The sequence below is a fragment of the Xenorhabdus mauleonii genome, assembly GCF_900113945.1.
Classification (GTDB): Bacteria; Pseudomonadota; Gammaproteobacteria; order Enterobacterales; family Enterobacteriaceae; genus Xenorhabdus; species Xenorhabdus mauleonii.
In genome coordinates, this window is sequence record NZ_FORG01000032.1 from 16,166 (window position 1) to 34,739 (window position 18,574).

An 18,574-nucleotide genomic window follows, 5' to 3' on the forward strand; every position below is an offset into this window, starting at 1 on the left:
ACCAACCTATTTTCAATCATAGTTTAGATAATCAAATTAATAATTGAAGAAACAAATAACAACGAAACACCCATTAACCAAATCAATAAATAACGCAATATTAGGATACGTAATATAACGTATCCTATATCGGCATCATCATAAATTATTTATAACCATGACATGGTCTGAATCAATGTTCTATTTCTGGCTCTTCTTTTGCTGCTTCTACCCATTCTACCATTGGCGGAAGCTGCAATATGCGATCAATCCATTTCTGGCTAATAGCTGAAAATTTCAATCCATAAGCTTGGGCACGTAAAGCAACTGGCGTATAAAATGCATCCACAGCCGTGAATTTATCCCCTGCCAACCATTCACCACCAAATTTAGTTAGCCCTTCTGACCAAATCTCATCAATTCTATCAATATTACTCTGCAATTCGGGTGTTATTTCATTTAGCCGAGTATGAAGAGAGCAATTCATCGGGCAAACTTCGCGCAATGTAGCAAAACTCGAATGCATTTCTGCCGCTGCACTTCTTGCCCATGCTCTGGCAATTTTATTTGTTGGCCATACTTGTGCATGATCTTCAGCAATATATTCCACAATCGCCAAAGTATCCCAAATTTTTACATCCCTATTTCCATCGACCAAACAAGGAAGCATTCCCGTAGGTGAACACTTTCTGAACTTCTCATAACTGCTTTTACCATCCTCAAAAGAGTTAAACTGCTCGTTGAAAGGAATATCTAAAACCTTGAGCAGAATCCAGGGACGTAGCGACCAAGAGGAGTAATTTTTATTAGCTATCCACAAGGTATACATTATATTTCTCCATTATTGATAAAAGCTAATGAGGGCTTAAAAATAACACAGTCAAATATAATGAAAAAGAACCCGCTGAGAATAAATGTATAATTACACAGATAAACAATAACAAAATAAATCATTCTTGGCAGTTAGTTTTTTCTTGTCATCTAAAAAAATCTGGAAAAAGATGAATGACACCACCTGAAATCCAATAATGTGATCCTGCTTTTGAAAACAAAAGCTATAATGTAATTGAATTGATATAAGTAAATAACTTAAATGAATATAATGAAGTTATATTAATGATGCACAATAAAATATTATTCTATTTTATTGTTGATTATTTTTGATATTCTTGAACAAATAATTTGTCTAAAATACCCAAAAATCAATTGTCATTTTTATTTACTATAACACCCCAATTTATCATCAAGAACACTGGGCATCATTCCCTTATACGCAATGGATTTCAAATTGCATCGTGGCGGCAAGGGAGAGCATCTCCGGGAGCATAAACAACCGTGTGTTTATAGAAACGGTGAGCAGCCGCAGCCAACAAAGAGGCAGTTTGAAAGACGAAGTGTATACGTGATCAAGAATAAGGAAACAGTATGCTATTAAAAAATACTTCCACGCGCTTTGGTCATATTTCTGTTTTAATCCATTGGCTAGTCGCCATCGCTGTGTATGGCATGTTTGCACTCGGCCTATGGATGGTAACATTGAGCTATTACGATACTTGGTACCACCGCGCACCTGAGCTACATAAAAGTATAGGCGTATGCCTTTTTATTATCATGGCTATTCGTGTCATTTGGCGATTTATTTCTCCCCCGCCAAAGCCTCTGGCAAGTTACAGTCATTTCACACGCATCAGTTCAAAACTGATGCATTTCGCACTTTATATTGCCCTGTTTGGCATTTTGGCCAGCGGGTATCTGATTTCGACAGCGGAAGGCGGATCGATCAGTCTTTTTGGATGGTTTGATATTCCCGCTATCCTGACAGAGCAAGGGCTACAGGCTGATACTGCCGGTGTCGTCCATCTCTATTTAGCCTGGATCCTGGTGGTGTTTTCATTATTTCATGCTCTTGCAGCATTGAAGCATCACTTTATTGATAAAGATTCCACCCTAACAAGAATGCTTGGTTTCAAGTCCGATACAAAATAACCTCTGGAGAATTGTTTTATGTTTAACAAGCTGATGTTTAAAAAAATGATGCCGAAAAAAGCCTTGATTGGTTTAACAGCAGGCATTTTCTTAATGGGTAGCAACTCTGCCCTCGCGGCTAATTATAAAATTGATACCGCCGGCCAGCATGCGTTCATTGAATTCCGTATTCAACATTTGGGCATAAGCTGGCTTTACGGTAGTTTCAGAAAGTTTGACGGCCAATTTACTTTCGATGCACAGAATCCCGCTGCTGATAAAGTCAACGTGGTTATTAAAACAAACAGTGTTGATACTAATCACGCTGAACGCGATAAGCATCTGCGCAGCCCCGATTTTTTAAACGTTGTAAAATACCCAGAAGCTAAATTTTCATCAACTGAAGTCAAAAAAACAGGGGAAAATTACACCATCGCCGGTAATTTGACACTCAATGGCGTCACCAAGCCTGTGACACTCAATGCCAAGCTGACCGGCGAAGGCAACGATCCTTGGGGAGGATACCGTGCGGGCTTTGAAGCCAACGGGAAAATCAAACTGAAAGATTTCAATATAAAAGGCGATCTGGGGCCAAAATCCCAAGAAGTCGAATTGAACATTTCAGTAGAAGGCGTTAAAGAGAAAGCATAATGCTTTTTTGCATCTTCTAATACGGTATTTCAAAAACTGTATTTTAAAAATAGTGTTCCAAAAAACAGAGTTTCAAAATAATTGGAATAAATCTTGTCCCGCACGGCGAGCGGGACAAGATTATAATCTCTTGCATTTTCTGCTTTAAATTATCAACGATATTATTTATCGGTAATCGTTACCTCAATATCGTTTGTATCTAAATATATTCCATCACCATCAAAAATATTACGGACATGATTTATGGAAATATCTTTATCACATCTAAACTCATCACGTAGCTCTGTATAATAATCAAACCCATGATGAATTAAATTATCAATGAAAAATTGCATTTCGGTTTTATTCATTGTTAAATTTATTTTCATACCAATCCTCTCAATTTTTCAATTAAAAAACTTTTTCCATGATGATAAAAACCATGAAGCTAAATTAAAAATGTCAGAATATTAAATTAACACTTATTAGATTAACACTTTGAAACACTGGAAAAACCTGCCCGTATCGCATGATAATATTGCTGGTTAATTTCCTCTGTCATTTTTTGTGACATGAGTGACATTTCTGGCCCTGCAAGTTGTGGCGAACCCGTTTTAAATGGTGGGCGTGGATCGTATTCAATAACCAGTTCGGCCAGTTCCGCAAACTCAGAGCCTCTCAATTGCTTAAGTACGAGTAAAGATGCATCAAACGAACCGGTTGCCGGGCCAGAAGTGTAAATATTGCCATCAATGACAACTTCACTGCCTTCTACAGCAATCGCGCCAAATTCTGATAACAGGGGAATAGCCCTGAAATTACTGGTCGCCCTACGATTGACTAACAATCCGGCTGCACCGAGAACCAATGTTCCGTAACACGTTCCGATTACAAATTTAGTCTTAGGTGCCTGTTTAGCAAAAAATGCCAGTACTTCCGCATCCCTAACGATTTCGGGGGGAACCATGCCGACAATCAATACATCTAAATCATCCGGGCATTCATCAAAAGTCATTGTCGACATTGTTGGCCAACCAATAAAGCCTTCGACTAACTCTCTTTTTTTCCAAATAAAATGGATTTCCGCAGACGCAATTGTAAAAACAGATTGTGCTCCATTGATATCCATTGGCATAAAACCCGGACACACAAATATACCAACCTTGAGCGGAGTACCTTGACTTATCTTGCCTTTAGCCACTAACTCTATAATTGATTTCGTTGTCTTGCCACAACCACCATCGATAACACCGGACATTTTGCCTTCTTAATCATATTTTTTTACTGGTTAGTAAAATAATGGCATTTGTTTTATACTCTGTAAATGATTATTTTACTAGGTGGTAAGAAATGAAAAAGAAGGGTCGCCCACGCTCTTACGACAGTGAACAAGCCATCAAAGAGATTACTTTTCTCTTTTGGCGCAAAGGGTTTACTGCCACGTCTCTAGACGATTTGGTCAACGAGACGGGGATGAATAAACCAAGTCTCTATGCCGCATTTGGAAATAAGTTAGCCATTTATAAAAAAGCTATGGATAACTTTGGCACTATCGCGATCACACGTTATGAAAATGCACTTAAAAAACAAAATGAAAGAGACACAATTCTTGATCGCATAACCCGTTATTTAACGGCTTCAATTGATTTATATACCGGTGAGAGCGGGAAATTGGGTTGCATGGCGTTGTCAACAGCAGCGGCAGAAGTAGAAATACCTGAGATCCAGCAATACCTTGCCATGGTAATTCAGATACAAACAGATCAAATAAAAAAAATTCTGAGTGAAACAAAAAATGACGGAGAACTGCTTCCTGATACGGATGTGGACATTATTGCTCAATTAATCATCGCCATCTTACATTCGATTTCTCTGCGCGCAAGAGCCGGTGAAAATGAAGCAACGTTAATGCCGTTAGTAGATACAGCAAAAATGATTTTAGAACCTATAACAGTGCCAGCAAAGTGATTGGTAAAAATAAGCTATCCACCAGCAATTTTTGTAATGTCCCATCTGTTGCCATTAAACAATTTTTAAAACCATTATTTTAACCTTGCATATACAAGGCTTGATTGAATCAATGAAGAATATACCTGTCGTCAATCACAGAAAAAGTCTTTAATTGCTCATAGACTGCGGTTTATCATGCAGTTAAATAGAGAAACCATAACCGTCATTTTATTAATCATCCAATATCATTGAACACGTTTAATATCATTAATCACAAGAGAAAAAGATAATGTATAGCAAACTTACAAATAAAACTGAGGAAGAAAAAACGCTGGAACCATCTCTGAAAAATAAACTTGTTAAATCTCGAACTGTCATTATTTCAGGAGAAATTAATCAAAATCTCGCTGAAAAAGTTATGACACAATTGTTGATTTTGCAGGAAATCAATGACGAACCAATAAAAATATTTATTAATAGCCAAGGTGGTCATGTTGAATCAGGTGATACCCTGCATGACATGATTAAGTTGATAAAACCTAAAGTCATCATTATTGGCACTGGCTGGGTTGCCAGTGCAGGTATTACTATCTTTCTGGCTGCAGATAAAGAAAATCGCTACTCTTTGCCGAATACCCGTTTTATGATCCATCAGCCATTAGGTGGTTTTCAAGGGCGTGCTTCAGAGATAGAAATCGAAGCCAAAGAAATATTGAAAGTCCGTACCCGCATCAATCGTCTCATCAGTGAAGCAACCGGACAGCCTCTCGATAAAGTCACGAAAGATACAAACCATAATTACTGGATGGAATCTGAAGAAGCCCGTGATTATGGCATTGTTGGGAAAATCATCCGCCATTGGGATGAAGTGGAATAAACAAGACGATATCACTTCGCGAGAACTGTTTATCCTAGCCTTTGAAAACATGGCAAAGCGTATGCTGACAAAAGTCGCAGCAGAGATAAATTGCAGCTGGCAAGGCTGCAATGTTACAGGCAACAAAATACAAACCGGGCTAGAACATTATGGCTGCCATGGAAGGTGGAATCAGGTCCATCAGCTCTTCTTTAGATGCCCCGTCACGCGCCTGCAATGAAATTGCCTGCATAATCCCAAGAAAATATAATGCCAGTTTGCCAACATCAATATCAGCAGGTATCTCACCATCAGCAACGCCTTTTTCTAACCGAGTCCGGATTAATGCCAGTGTATTTTTCCGCACGCCTTTAAGATAAGTATAAACTTCCTCATTTTCTTGCAGATTGTTCATTATCCCTAGAATCAGTAAACAGCCTCCAGAGTGGCTTGACGTTGCAATTTCCACAGAATTTTCCAGCATTGCCCGCATATTTTCCTGCACGCTGCCAGCTTCATTCAGCTTATCCACCACCTTAGTGCCCACAGTCTTAATGTAAAGTTCAACTGCCGCATAAAATGCTTTTTTCTTACTGCCAAAGGCAGCATAAAAACTCGGGGGATTGATCCCCATCGTAGCAGTGAGATCAACAAGCTGAGTACCTTCATAGCCTTTATCCCAAAACAACTTCATTGCTTGCTGAAGAGCAATATCTCGGTTAAAGCGTGGCGGGCGCCCTCGTAGTGTCATTGTATATACCATCGTTATTTTTGTAGTGATTATAACATAAATGCCTTGATCTTATTTCGCAAGCTGGATATTTTTGTAATACCTACTACATAATTAACCGATAAATAACTAAAAGGTGATAACATGGAGAACATGCAGTCCAAGGTCGCTATTCTTTCCCATGCCGTAACCAAACAAAAAACAATTCCCTTCGCCATTTACATACTGACACTCGGCATCTTTTCCATGGTGACCAGTGAATTTCAAGTTTCGGGTATGGTGCCAATCATGGCATACGACCTCGGTGTATCCATTTCTCAAATTGGTTACCTCGTTTCTCTTTATGCCTTGTCCATGACGTTCGGCGGCCCACTCTTAGCTATTGCATTATTAAAACAGCCGCCCAAAAAGGTCTTAATGACTCTCTATATTATTTTTATCGCAGCGGAAATCCTTGGTGCACTGGCAAATTCATATTTCATACTGGCGATAGCGAGGATCATAACCGGTGCCGTTTCAGGTGCTTTCTTTGGCGTGGCGCTTGCAATCTGTGTAGAGCTTGTCCCCACCGAACAGCGAGGATGGGCTGTTTCAATCGTACTTTCTGGCATTATGGTGGGAACGATCTTGGGACTACCGATGGCTAACTTGATAGGTACCTATGCAGGTTGGCGAGAAAGTTTCTGGACAACCGGGATATTGGCCACCATTGCCGGGGTCATCAGCCTGTTTTTCCTGCCCGCCATCCCAAAACCACCAATAATGAGCCTGCGATCAGAACTCAGTAGCTTAAAAAACCTAAAGCTATGGGGTGTTTTTTCCACTAGCTTGCTGATTATCGGCGCAACCTTTGCTGCATTTACGTATTTCACCCCAATATTAAAAGAAGTATCAGGCTATAGTGATGGCATGATCACTTGTTTACTCATTCTCTATGGAAGTGCCACGATCGTGGGTAATGCGATAGTCGGGAAACTGTCAGAACGCTATACCACTATGACACTCGCCATTGGCTTAATTTCTCTGACCTTTTTCCTGCTGTTATTTGGTTTATTTGCAGATCAAAAATCCCTTGCAGCCTTATCCCTCGTTGGTATTGGATTAGTGGGCGTTACCATGAATCCAGCCATGGTGACACGTGTCATGAAAACAGCCAATGGTCGTTCACTGGTAAATACAGTTCATTCTTCAATGATCACACTTGGTGTTGTCATTGGTTCTTTTCTTGGTGGATTCGCAATGAGCCTAGGCTGGGGATTAAGAGCGCCATTATGGATAGGTGTATGTATGGCGTTGCTTGGTTTAATGACTTTACTGCCGGATATTCGGGCACTATACAGAAAAAATACCGTTATCTCTGAGTGATGACTCAGATTATTAACGTATATTTTCTTGCCGGATAATGAGATAAACATAAAGGCGGTATGACGTCGAATGAATAATACCGCCTGTTGATTGCCATTTATCCAGAGGATTTCGTATTATCCAACATCCAGACAAAGTTAGATTCAATGACAGGCTGAAAACCTACTTTTTTATATAACCAAGGAGCATCATAAGTCACTAACGCCACATGTTTTACATAAGAAGTAACCGGGTGATCTAAAATACATTCCACCAGCCAACGCCCTAACCCTTTCTTTTGATATTCATCAATAACAAATACATCAGCAAGATATGCAAATGTTGCAAAGTCAGTCAATAATCTGGCAAATCCAATTTCTTTTTCATTATGAAACAATGTAAAACATATACTATGTTCTATCGAAATTTTGACTCTTTTAAATTCAACATCAATCGCCCAGGGTAATTTTTTCAGATTATTATGTACGAAATGAATATTACATTTATTTTTATCTGTGGTAATCCAATATTCACCTCGTTCCCATGTTATATTCTGCTCCATCATTTTTCCTTTTGCGAAAAGATCGAACCGTGAAGAAAATCTACCATAAAAAAGGATAAAAAAAAGCCATGCTATCGCATGACTTATTAAAACAAAGGAACATTTATTAATGAGTTAATCATCTTTCTGTAATAGTCCCTTGTATATCAACCCACCAATAGCTCCGCCAATTAATGGAATAAGCCAGAATACCCAAAGTTGCTCCAATGCCCAGGTGCCCTGGAAAATAGCAACCGCAGTACTTCTTGCCGGGTTAACTGATGTATTGGTTACAGGAATACTGATTAAGTGAATAAGTGTCAATGACAGACCAATTGCCAATGGTGCAAACCCTGCCGGTGCTTTCTTATCTGTAGCGCCAAGGATTATCAGTAAAAAGAAAGCCGTTAATACTAATTCGATGATAATTGCAGATTGTAATGAGAAACCACCCGGAGAATGGTCACCGTAGCCGTTAGATGCAAAACCACTTGCTGTTGCATCAAAACCACTTTTACCACTGGCGATTAAATAAAGCACCGCCGCTGCGGCAATTCCACCAATCACTTGAGCAATAATATAAGGGATCACATCTTTTGCTGAAATACGCCCGCCAGCAAATAGTCCCAATGTTACCGCAGGATTAAAGTGCCCTCCTGAAATATGTCCCACGGCATAAGCCATTGTTACCACGGTTAAACCAAAAGCCAGAGAGACACCAACAAAACCAATCCCCAGCTGTGGAAATGCCGCTGCTAACACAGCACTGCCACATCCACCAAACACCAACCAAAAAGTACCAAAGAACTCCGCCGATAATTTTTTAAACATTCTACGATTCCCCTATGATGTTTGCATGAATGCAAAAGGATCCAAAAACAGTGTAGTTAGTATTTTTAAAGATGGGCAAGGAATCACAGAGAGAAATAACAGAAATAAAAATTATCAACGAAGGTGTGAAATAGGTCTTTTATGACGTGTTATATTGTTCATTAACAATAATGCATATTGAAATAAAGTTTTCTATTCTAAAAATTAATTAACCTCAAAACAGAAAAGCATGCTATAAATCAAACAACCTGAGTTTAATATAATGGAAACTCAGGTTGTTGATTTACTCGATCAAAAGATTATTTTTGTACTGCGGTTTCGACTTTATCCGATGCTTGCCAAATACGATATTTGACTGTGATTGATTTTGGAGTATAAGTCACAATAGGCAATTTGCTGTTATAACGAATAAGTGCATCATTGCCTAACTGAACCTGTACAAAACGCACGGTTTCTTTTTGATCCGGCGGGCAACCCATTTTGGTTGACATGGGGCCATCTACTTTATCCAGCATATAGTAGTCATATCCCCATCCTTCCAATACTTTCTTATTCAACTCGCCACCGAACCAGTGGTGATTGCAGTCGACTTTCATATCTTTGCCAATCACCAACTCAACCATGTAGTCTTTTTCATTAACTTGTTTAGGCAGCTCAATCACACTGCGAACCATTCCAGCCGGAGCTGCGGGGTAAGGTGCGATATCTTCCAGATTTTTGCCAGCAAAAACGGAAGTCGATGCCATCAAAGCAACTAAAGGAAATAGATATTTTTTCATATATCACCTCTGAATATATTTAAAAAGGAGATTGAATAATAACAACAAAAAGACTGAGGTAAATTATGATTTTTTGGCAATATACTGATTTTTATAGTCATTAAATAAAATTTAGATCTCTTTGCCAGAAATAAATGTTAATTTTCCATTAACAATTGGTTAACAGCATAAATAGCATCAGATCTTTTTTATGTGATATCTCTCAAATCTGATCTTACAATGGGCTGCTACACTTCATTGAGTGTGGTAGTAAATTTCGTTTAGGAGGTCTCATGTTTCCAGAATATCGTGATTTAGTATCCAACCTGAAAGAATCTCATCCCCGCTTCCAATCTTTGTTTGAAAAACATAACCGACTTGACCACGAGATAGCCCAACTTGAAGGCCCAAATGGAACTGGCTACAGCGATAAGGTTGTACGTCTAAAGAAAGAAAAACTACACATCAAAGATGAAATGCAAAGGATTTTGCAGTCAGTGTCCGAAAAATAACCTCGCGTTTTAACGCCTACTTTATGACAAGTGGGCGTTACATGAAGTTCTCATTTAGAGAACTCGCACATTCTCACTTCACACAAAAAAGCCACCATAATGGTGGCAAAAAACTGGAGCAATTGTTTTTTCGTTATTTATGGTTTTCCCATGAATTACTGGGCGACAGCGGCTTTCTGGCGAGGTTGTCTCTTCGTTTTTGCCTTTGGATGAGGCGTGACATCATTGACTTCACCTGGCTTAGAAATGAAACGTACAAAGGTTTCATGGCTGACGAACGTTGCTCCACAATTAATGTTCTGACATTGGTTATAGCGCTCCTTTGTTTGGCTTGAATGCTCGAAGCTGCTGCGAGTATGTGCTGATTGACCACACAGAGGACACTTAATCATATTGTTCACCTTTCTTGAAATAACATCGGATAACACCATTCTCGTCTGGTGAACAATATACCAAAGATCTCATATCGAGATCAAGTTTTTATTTCGCTACCTTCTGGTTTAATTTCGACCTCATCAATCTTAATTTCGAGATCTAATGATGTCGTGAAACCACTGTCATTGAGATTGTGAGTGACTTTAACCAAAGTCCAGCCTGTTCCGTCTATCTCCTCCTTGAATCCCTTCAACACAATAGGTGTTTCAGGATAAATATCCGCACGCCCCATCGCCAACGTGATAGAAAACTGAGCAGCCCCACGTTGCATTTTTTTCCAAACAGCTGTAGCAACACGTTCTGCTTCTTCCTTGTTAGAAAAAATACGTGAAAGCGTCAAAACATTTTCTTCAGTTCCCGACAAATAACTTGAGGATTCTTTCTTTTCCGTTGTTGTTTGTTGGAACTCAGTTGTTGACTCACTCTTTTCCTCATGGGATATGCTGCCCTTAATCTCAAGACTGGTTTCAGTACTGCTGCTGCTTCCGTTACCTCTACCTTTTCCCTTGCGTCCATTTGTAATATAGTCGGGTTCTTTTGGGCCTTTCTTCGCCAAGTTGACTTTGCCGGACTTAGCCAAGCTCACTTTACCAGGCTTACCAAGGCTGACAGGAGTAGATGACTTGCCTTTAGGATCTTTTCCCTTTTTAGGGGGTTCAGGCTCTTTTTTCTTACCCTTTTCTTCCCCTTTTTTAGTGGGATTTTTGTCTTTTTTGGTAGAATCTTTGTCTTTTTTGGACTTCTCTTTGCCTGATGATTTATCCTCGCTGCTCTTATATTCAATGGAAATTTCGACTTTCCCTTCCTTTGTTTCCACCTTGTGCAATTTAACCGTCTGTTTAGTCGCGGTACGAGTATCCTGCCACTGAGCAATGACGCCCGTATAAGCTTCACGATCGGACAGAGAAAAGCGATGGCTATCTCCTGATTTACGGGTAATCAATACAGGTGTGATAGCCTTACCACTTGCCGTCTTGTTCTCCCCTTGGCGAATAAACAACAATTCACCATTTTTGACCGAAGCAATCGCCCCTTCCTGCTTTGCAATTCGGGTCAGAAAGCTCACGTCAGATTCATTTGTCTGGTCGATATGCATGGCTATGCCTTTCAAATCGTCGCTGATTTGAAATTGCAGTTGGTTTCTTGCGGCAACCGTACTTACAATGCTCTCTAACGTTTGTTTATGATAAGACTGTTCGCGTTTAGCATTCAGATCGCCACGAAAATCCGCACTGCGAGCACGAATGGTCAGCCGGTCAGGCGCTCCGCTATGTTCAATCTCATCAACGACAAATTTTCCCTTTGGTGTTAAGGAGTGGCCATGCCACCCCAATTCCAATGTGAGAATATCCCCTCGACTAGGCAACGCCAACTGACCATCCGAGTCATCCAGTTCAAGATCTAGTTGGTCTGATTCCAAGCCACGGTTGTCCGTCAACGTTAAAGACATTAAGCGCGATTGAATTTTCCCTGTGATATCTTTATTGTTGGTTTCCAGCCGGAACGCGGGCGCTCCATCTTTTCCGGTCACCAAGTCAAACTGAGGAATCCAACTCGTATCTGGTACCCACTGTTTAAAATCCATCATGAGAATACCCCTTTCACTTTATCCACCGCCTGATCTTTAAGAACCTCAAGATCTTTCATTGACTTAGGCAGTTTGTCCTTGATGTCAGATAGTTGCTCCTGCAAATCACCCAACATTTCAAACAAATTGTTATCCACTCGCCGTAATGTCAGTGTAAAACTGATTTTTCTGGCTGCACCACCAGACATAAATTCCGTTTTCGTCTCATCAATGCTTTCGATGACGAACATCCCGTAAATCGAACCACTACCATCAATCAAAGACCATGCTTTACCGCTGTCAGCCATCAACGTCAGTGCAGCCAGAGAAAGTGATCCCCCCGTTAATTCCGGATAGAGTTCTCCCGATAGCGTTATCGTATCGTTATCTGAACCAACAAACTGCCATGCAGGCCGCGCTCCCACGCGGCTATTAAATGCATGTCTCCAACTCTTTTTATGCTGAAAACTTTGATAAGGCGTTGTTTTTAACATAAATACAAATAAACCAAGTGCGGCCATCATGAGTATGATTCTCCTCTATCAGAATATGAGCTACGCATACGGGCTTGCTGAGTACGTTCCCGTTGCTCCAGTTCCTGTCTGACCATACGGGCGATATCCTGAGCAGATTGTCCCTGAGAGCCATAGACATAGATGTTATATTGGGGTGCCGCACCAGCTTGCAGCTGTGGTTGGCTCCGCATCTGTCTTGCCTGAACTTCCTCATAAGAGTAAGCAGGCAAGCTTTGCGCATGTAACGGTGCATCCTGTGCTGCAACGGGTAGAGACATCGAACTGACAGCAAGCCCCACGGCGGCAAGTTTCGCCGTATTTTGTCTACTGGTTACATTCGCTGGCCCTGCGACGAATTCGGGACCACGTTCACCGACAATGCCTATTTTCCCAGCAGGAATAGAACCGCCAGTGTCATGACGTCCACTAATTTCCTTCGCTTTTTCAGCCGTTTCACTTTTGGTGATTTCCTCAGTTTTATTTAATTCAACTTCCTTTTTATCACTACCACCAAAGAATGATTTAACTGCATCACCGAAACTTTTGAATTTATCTTTTAGCGCTTTCCACTTCTCTTGGATACCACCTAATATGGCATTAATCATCTCAGAACCGGCAGCTTTTAATTTTTCCGGAATGGCCTGAACATCAGCAACAATTTCATCCCATTTATCTGAAATTGATTTTTTGACATTTTCCCAGATTTCCAGTGTATTCTGTTTAACAGATTCCCAAGCTCCACTTATTGTAGATTTAACCCACTCCCAAGCTTCTGATGCGCTTTGTTTAATGCTGTCCCAGTTTTGGTAGATAATGCCAATTAGCCCACCATTCATGAAGAAGCTTTTAATACCTTCCCAAGCTGCACCGATTCCATCTTTTATTCCTTGCCAAGCATTGCTGCAGATATTTTTCACACCTTCCCACAACGCTGTAAATTTAGGCCCCAAGGACTCCCAATTCTGCCAAATATAAATGGCAGCCATTGCAATAACACCAATGATGGCAAGAATCGGGTTTGCCATCATCGCTCGCCCAATAAAAGACATTCCTTTGCCTAATGCACTAAAAGAATTACCTAAAAGACCTAAACCTTTTGAGCCAACGCTTGCCAGAGTATTAATTCCACTCCCCAAAGCACCAAAAACTTTTTGGCCAATATTTCCAAATAGCCCCAAACCTTTTCTCTGTGATGAAAAAGTATCTTTACCGCCTTTGCTCGACAGTAAATCGGCACCTTCATTTATTGTGCCAAATACCTTGCTTCCGGTTTTACCGAAAAAATCCATGGCAGTTCTTAATGCTTCTAGTGCCTCTGTTCCTATTTGTGCAAATGCCTTCAAACCAACGTTTAAATTTTCCAGCGCCTGAATACCAACTTCCGCAAATTTATTAATATTGGCTCTTAAATCTTCTAGGGCCTGAGATCCAATTTGAGTAAAAACATCCAAAGGAGCGGTTAGTTTATTCAGCGCTTGAACGCCTAATTGAACAAATGAATCCAGCGTGGATTTTAATTTATCCAACGCTTGAGTCCCCAACTGGGCTAACACATCAAAAGGAGAGGTAAGTTTATTCAGCGCCTGCATTCCCATCTGGACAAACGCATCCAGCGTGGATTTTAATTTATCCAGTGCTTGAGTCCCCAACTGGGCTAATACATCGAAAGGGGAAGTAAGCTTATTCAGTGCCTGAATTCCTAGCTGAACAAATGCATCCAGCGTGGATTTTAATTTATCCAGTGCTTGAATTCCTAGATCAGCAAAAAAGCTCATACTGGATTTTAATGTATCCAGAGCTTGAATACCCAACTGCGCAAATGCATCCAAACTGGACTTTAATTTATCCAGCGCTTGAATACCCAACTGTGCAAAGAAGTTAATGCCGGCTTTTAATTCATTCAAAGCCTGAATACCTAATTGGGCAAACACATCTAAAGGAGCTGTGAGTTTATCTAGTGCCTGAACGCCTAGCTGAACAAATGCATCCAACGTGGATTTTAATTTATCCAGTGCCTGAATTCCCAATTGAGCAAAAAAATTGATGCCGGCTTTTAGTTCGTTCAAAGCCTGAATACCCAATTGGGCAAATGCATCCAGACTGGATTTTAATTTATCCAGTGCTTGAATTCCCAGTTGAGCAAAAAAGTTAATGCCCGCTTTTAATTCATTCAAAGCCTGAATACCCAATTGGGCAAATGCATCCAGGCTGGACTTTAATTTATCCAGCGCTTGAATTCCCAACTGCGCAAAAAAGTTGATGCCGGCTTTTAATTCGTCCAAAGCCTGCATACCTATCTGAGCAAACACATCCAAAGGAAATGTGAGTTTATTCAGCGCCTGAACACCCATTTGTACAAATGCATCCAGCGTGGATTTTAATTTATCCAACGCCTGAATTCCTATCTGTGCAAAGAAATTCAAACTGGCTCTCAATTCAACAAAAGCCTGCACACCCAGTTGTACAAAAAAATCCAAACTGCTTCTTAATACTGCAAAAGCTTGAATGCCAAGTTGTGCGAAGAAATTCAAGCTGGCTCTTAATTCGGCAAAAACCTGCACACCCAACTGGGCAAAGAAATTCAAACTGGCCTTTAACTCAGCAAAAGCCTGAATACCCAATTGTGCAAATATATTTAAACTGATCTTTAGAGACTCAAAAGCTTTTATGCCAAGACTGCCAAAAATTTGTATATAACCAATCAGCATTTGAAATACGACTTTTACTGAGCCAGTCGTTAATTTCAAAACTGCATTAATTTTATTCAGAATACTAAATAAAATTGTTATCTTGGGATTAATATTAATGACCAGCTTATCTAACAATGTAAAATTGTTAGTCATATTTCCAGTAACACCAAAATTCAATTCATTTTTTTTACTGGATGAATTTTCTTGTTTAATAATCTGGGTAGTTTGAATAATATTGGCTGATTGACTTGCGGCGTTTACTTGTTTCACTTGCGATGAATTCTGCCGCGCAGAGAAAGACTGCTTAATTGTTTGACTATAAGCTTTAAGATCGGTACGCATACGCGCAGTTTCCTGCGCATAACCTACGATGGGCTTTAATCCCTCAACAGTCTTATTAAGCTTTTTAAATTGGTTATGTATTTTATCGACTGAACCGATCAGCTTTTTCTGATGCTGTTGAAAAGATTTAAAGGAACTGGTCAGTTTGCCAATAGTACTCAATACCTTATCTAGCTGTGACTGTATATTACTCATTTTCTGCACCACTTCTTAAAATGGCCCGATGTCGCCAGTCCAACAGTTCCGGCAGTGACATTTCATCTGTATCTGCCGGCCTCCAGTGAAAAACGGTGGCGATATCTGCCACCAATTCATCAACGGTTAATCGTTCTGGGAATCGGACTTGACCGACTTCGGCAACAAAAAATTGACCACCTCCACACTGAGATTAATCAGATCACCAGGTGACATCATCATCAGGTCATTTTTGGTCAATGCAGGTGTAGTTACGCGCGGCAGGACAAGCAGCATAGAATCCACATCCATTTCCAGCAGTGCTTGTAAACGAGCACCGCGTAGCGCACCGCTGTTAGGTTTACGAATCATCACTTCCGTGATTTCGCCATTACCTCGTGCCAGTGGGGCTTCCAATTCGATAATGCGCAGATCGTCATTTTGAGTATTCAGTGTTTCAGTCATGGTTCAACCTTGTTTATCCGATAGATAACCTGTCTCCACAAATATGAAGAGACAGGAAATAAGTTTTAAAAAATCTAATTGCTAAAAGAAGCGATTAAAAAAGACCGATAGCGCGGCGATGCTGTTCCAGGCGATCTTCCCCACCTACTTTCTCAACCATGTTGATGGTGTCGATTTCAATCAGTTCTTCGCCATCCCATGTCAGTTTAAAGTAAGTGTTTTTAGCGGTGATTTTGGTCTGAGTGTTATCACCTTGTTTATAAGTGCCATGATCGAATTCCTGGAAACGACCACGCATTACAACTTCAACTGCAACCACGTTACCCGTGTCTTCGCTTTCAAAAGAGCCGGCAAAACGCAGCATGACGCCATCTGCTTTCGCGATGCCCCACTGTTTGTATAGTTGAGATTCAATGCCACCCAGAGTGAATTCAGCATCCAGTGCGCCTTCATCCAGCCCCAGATCCACCATTGCGCTGCCGTTCATGCCAGCACCACGATAAGCTTCCAGCTTGCGGCTCAACTTAGGAAGAGTCAGTTCTTCCACGATCCCCTGATAGTTGTTGCCATCATTGAACAAGTTCAGGTATTTAAGTTTGCGAGGTAATGCCATCAGTTAGCCCCTTAGTTGTTAATACTTTTAGCGAAATCCATCAGGTAACTATCTGTAATGCGCTGGCGTAACATCATGTTTTCCAGTGGCGGTACAGGTGTATAGTCGTAATCGATGGTCAGTTTGCCTGCTTTCAGGGTGTCTTTATCGTTGGCTTTATCGTCGTACCAGCAACGGCCATCAATGATGTAGCCACCGGCTTTCAGTTCACGGAACTTAGCGTTGATGCCTTCGATAATGTCGCGAACCAGTGATGGAGTCAGCGGCTTGTCGATAGCCCACATATGCGCGTCAGCCATAGTGTCAGCCAGAACCTGAGCGGTACGGGTATAGCTTTCAAACTGGAACAGTGGGTCATCAGCACAAGTACGAGAACCCCAGAAACGGAAACCGTTTTTGCGGATCAGCGTAGTGATACCACTTTTGTTCAGTAGATCAGCGTCAGTTGCGGTATCTTGCAGATCCCAGAAAACATCAGCAGACAAACCGCTCACACCGTTGACACCAACGTTGGACAGAGTTTTATGCCAGCCAGTTTCTTGGTCGATCTTGGCACGCAGGCCCAAAGCACGAGCGGTTGCATAAGCGATAGCTTCGCTATTGGTAACGGTATCCCAACTCAAGAAGTCTGGCCAAATCAACATCAGCTCACGCTGACTGAAGTTTTCGCGATACTTAATTACTTCTGAGATATTTTTGCAGCCATAAGCAGATACATATGCGATTGCTTTCAGTTTCTGAGCAATACTTGCCAGTTCAAGAGCAACTGCTTTTGAGTCCAGGCCTGGAACACCCAGAATACGAGGTTTAACACCGAGCTGGCTTTGCGCCGCCAACAGTGCCTGCATACCCGTTTTCTTACCTGCATCAGTGACACCACCGATGATATTGGAAATGGTTGCTTCTTCAGATTCGCCCTCAGCAACACGGACAACAACAGTAACAGGTTGAGCCTGAGCTGCGATTGCTTTCAGTGATGCGGACAACGTCCCTTTTGTTCCGGCCTTACCACTGGCGCTCATAACGTCAGTAATCAGAACTGGAGTATCTAATGGAAATGTATTTTCGTCTGCGTCAGGAGCAGTACAAACCATACCTACGATAGCAGTGCTAACTGTAGTAATGGTACGAGTACCTTCGTTGATCTCCTGTACACGGACGCCGTGGTGATAGTCTTGTGCCATAATAGCGGTTCTCCTGTTAAGGTGTGCTGATATATTGGCGGATTAGGTCGGGGAAATCATTCGATTGGGCATGTGTGGGGGAAGGTACAAATGTGGCTTTATATTTTATTTAAAAATCAATATGTTGAATTGGAATTTAATTGATTCTTAGGTGGATTGGGGAGAATTGGCGATTTGACTGGAATGAAAGTCATTTTGGTTAAATAACAAACTAATATTGAGTGTTTTTTGAACCGCAATCAGCTCAAAATTTATCCTTTTTAGTGTTATTCAATGTAATTCTGCCTTTTGGTTGTTTTTTGATAGGTAAAAATGGGCCGTTTTTGTCTTTGATCGTAAGTTTTCAGGGTATGAGGAATGGGATCTTAGCTTGGATCGTAAGGATCCGTGGATTGTAGAAAACCTCGGTTTGGTGGAAACTCAAAACCTAGCTCGAAATGCGGTGCCAAGTTCACGGAAAATCAATGGAAAATCATTGAGTGGCGATATTGTT

21 protein-coding genes are annotated in these 18,574 nt (G+C 40.8%); 6 read left to right on the forward strand and 15 right to left on the reverse strand.

Annotated features, from left to right (window positions below):
• Window positions 1-172: 172 nt before the first annotated feature.
• Complete coding sequence (locus BM100_RS19575; RefSeq protein ID WP_092514056.1) at window positions 173-808, reverse strand: glutathione S-transferase family protein; 636 nt, start codon at window positions 806-808, stop codon at window positions 173-175.
• A 596-nt stretch (window positions 809-1,404) separates the two neighbouring features.
• On the opposite strand from BM100_RS19575, the gene BM100_RS19580 reads away from it, so the two are divergent.
• Window positions 1,405-1,965, forward strand: coding sequence for a cytochrome b (locus BM100_RS19580; RefSeq protein WP_092514058.1), 561 nt, complete (start codon window positions 1,405-1,407; stop codon window positions 1,963-1,965).
• Window positions 1,966-2,013: 48 nt separating this feature from the next.
• Window positions 2,014-2,595: a YceI family protein gene (locus BM100_RS19585; RefSeq protein ID WP_092514094.1), complete on the forward strand. Its 582-nt coding sequence runs from the start codon at window positions 2,014-2,016 to the stop codon at window positions 2,593-2,595.
• Between the two features lie 161 nt (window positions 2,596-2,756).
• Here BM100_RS19585 and BM100_RS19590 read toward each other — a convergent pair whose 3' ends face one another.
• Both BM100_RS19590 and BM100_RS19595 read right to left on the reverse strand, forming a co-directional pair.
• Entirely contained in the window at window positions 2,757-2,963 is a 207-nt protein-coding gene (locus tag BM100_RS19590) for a hypothetical protein (RefSeq protein WP_092514060.1), read from the reverse strand.
• 101 nt (window positions 2,964-3,064) lie between these two features.
• Complete coding sequence (locus BM100_RS19595) at window positions 3,065-3,832, reverse strand: DJ-1/PfpI family protein (protein WP_092514062.1); 768 nt, start codon at window positions 3,830-3,832, stop codon at window positions 3,065-3,067.
• A 92-nt stretch (window positions 3,833-3,924) separates the two neighbouring features.
• Here BM100_RS19595 and BM100_RS19600 point away from each other — a divergent pair, with 92 nt between their 5' ends.
• A complete protein-coding gene (locus BM100_RS19600; protein ID WP_092514064.1) occupies window positions 3,925-4,542 on the forward strand; it encodes a TetR/AcrR family transcriptional regulator in 618 nt (205 codons plus the stop codon).
• A 271-nt stretch (window positions 4,543-4,813) separates the two neighbouring features.
• The gene (locus BM100_RS19605; RefSeq protein ID WP_092514066.1) at window positions 4,814-5,401 is read left to right on the forward strand and encodes an ATP-dependent Clp protease proteolytic subunit; all 588 of its coding nucleotides are present in this window, start codon (window positions 4,814-4,816) and stop codon (window positions 5,399-5,401) included.
• 139 nt (window positions 5,402-5,540) lie between these two features.
• On the opposite strand, the gene BM100_RS19610 is transcribed toward BM100_RS19605, so the two are convergent.
• A complete protein-coding gene (locus BM100_RS19610) occupies window positions 5,541-6,131 on the reverse strand; it encodes a TetR/AcrR family transcriptional regulator (protein ID WP_092514068.1) in 591 nt (196 codons plus the stop codon).
• A 123-nt stretch (window positions 6,132-6,254) separates the two neighbouring features.
• Here BM100_RS19610 and BM100_RS19615 point away from each other — a divergent pair, with 123 nt between their 5' ends.
• On the forward strand, window positions 6,255-7,475 hold the full coding sequence (locus BM100_RS19615; RefSeq protein ID WP_244590552.1) for an MFS transporter: 1,221 nt from the start codon (window positions 6,255-6,257) through the stop codon (window positions 7,473-7,475).
• 97 nt (window positions 7,476-7,572) lie between these two features.
• Here the strand turns inward: BM100_RS19615 and BM100_RS19620 are convergent, their stop codons facing one another.
• The 3 genes from BM100_RS19620 to eco all read right to left on the reverse strand — a co-directional run bounded on the left by BM100_RS19620 (window position 7,573) and on the right by eco (window position 9,605).
• Window positions 7,573-8,019, reverse strand: a complete 447-nt coding sequence (locus tag BM100_RS19620; protein ID WP_244590553.1) for a GNAT family N-acetyltransferase — start codon at window positions 8,017-8,019, stop codon at window positions 7,573-7,575.
• A gap of 111 nt (window positions 8,020-8,130) precedes the next feature.
• Window positions 8,131-8,826 carry an aquaporin Z gene (gene aqpZ, locus BM100_RS19625; protein ID WP_092514072.1) on the reverse strand — a complete coding sequence of 232 codons (696 nt, stop codon included), beginning with the start codon at window positions 8,824-8,826 and terminating at the stop codon, window positions 8,131-8,133.
• Between the two features lie 299 nt (window positions 8,827-9,125).
• A complete protein-coding gene (gene eco, locus BM100_RS19630; RefSeq protein WP_092514074.1) occupies window positions 9,126-9,605 on the reverse strand; it encodes a serine protease inhibitor ecotin in 480 nt (159 codons plus the stop codon).
• A 272-nt stretch (window positions 9,606-9,877) separates the two neighbouring features.
• Here eco and BM100_RS19635 point away from each other — a divergent pair, with 272 nt between their 5' ends.
• Window positions 9,878-10,096: an HP1242/YdcH family protein gene (locus BM100_RS19635; protein WP_092514076.1), complete on the forward strand. Its 219-nt coding sequence runs from the start codon at window positions 9,878-9,880 to the stop codon at window positions 10,094-10,096.
• A 155-nt stretch (window positions 10,097-10,251) separates the two neighbouring features.
• Here the strand turns inward: BM100_RS19635 and BM100_RS19640 are convergent, their stop codons facing one another.
• The 8 genes from BM100_RS19640 to BM100_RS19675 all read right to left on the reverse strand — a co-directional run bounded on the left by BM100_RS19640 (window position 10,252) and on the right by BM100_RS19675 (window position 18,081).
• The gene (locus tag BM100_RS19640) at window positions 10,252-10,488 is read right to left on the reverse strand and encodes an ogr/Delta-like zinc finger family protein (protein ID WP_092514078.1); all 237 of its coding nucleotides are present in this window, start codon (window positions 10,486-10,488) and stop codon (window positions 10,252-10,254) included.
• Between the two features lie 80 nt (window positions 10,489-10,568).
• The gene (locus tag BM100_RS23875) at window positions 10,569-12,119 is read right to left on the reverse strand and encodes a phage late control D family protein (RefSeq protein ID WP_092514080.1); all 1,551 of its coding nucleotides are present in this window, start codon (window positions 12,117-12,119) and stop codon (window positions 10,569-10,571) included.
• Window positions 12,116-12,622 carry a phage tail protein gene (locus tag BM100_RS19650; RefSeq protein ID WP_092514082.1) on the reverse strand — a complete coding sequence of 169 codons (507 nt, stop codon included), beginning with the start codon at window positions 12,620-12,622 and terminating at the stop codon, window positions 12,116-12,118. The genes BM100_RS23875 and BM100_RS19650 overlap by 4 nt, the downstream gene beginning before the upstream one ends.
• Window positions 12,619-15,840: a phage tail tape measure protein gene (locus BM100_RS19655; protein WP_092514084.1), complete on the reverse strand. Its 3,222-nt coding sequence runs from the start codon at window positions 15,838-15,840 to the stop codon at window positions 12,619-12,621. The genes BM100_RS19650 and BM100_RS19655 overlap by 4 nt, the downstream gene beginning before the upstream one ends.
• Entirely contained in the window at window positions 15,833-15,952 is a 120-nt protein-coding gene (locus BM100_RS19660) for a GpE family phage tail protein (RefSeq protein WP_175494986.1), read from the reverse strand. The genes BM100_RS19655 and BM100_RS19660 overlap by 8 nt, the downstream gene beginning before the upstream one ends.
• A 14-nt stretch (window positions 15,953-15,966) precedes the next feature.
• The gene (locus tag BM100_RS19665) at window positions 15,967-16,284 is read right to left on the reverse strand and encodes a phage tail assembly protein (protein WP_092514088.1); all 318 of its coding nucleotides are present in this window, start codon (window positions 16,282-16,284) and stop codon (window positions 15,967-15,969) included.
• 94 nt (window positions 16,285-16,378) lie between these two features.
• A complete protein-coding gene (locus BM100_RS19670; RefSeq protein ID WP_092514090.1) occupies window positions 16,379-16,897 on the reverse strand; it encodes a phage major tail tube protein in 519 nt (172 codons plus the stop codon).
• 11 nt (window positions 16,898-16,908) lie between these two features.
• A complete protein-coding gene (locus BM100_RS19675; protein ID WP_092514092.1) occupies window positions 16,909-18,081 on the reverse strand; it encodes a phage tail sheath protein in 1,173 nt (390 codons plus the stop codon).
• Between the last annotated feature and the right edge of the window lie 493 nt (window positions 18,082-18,574).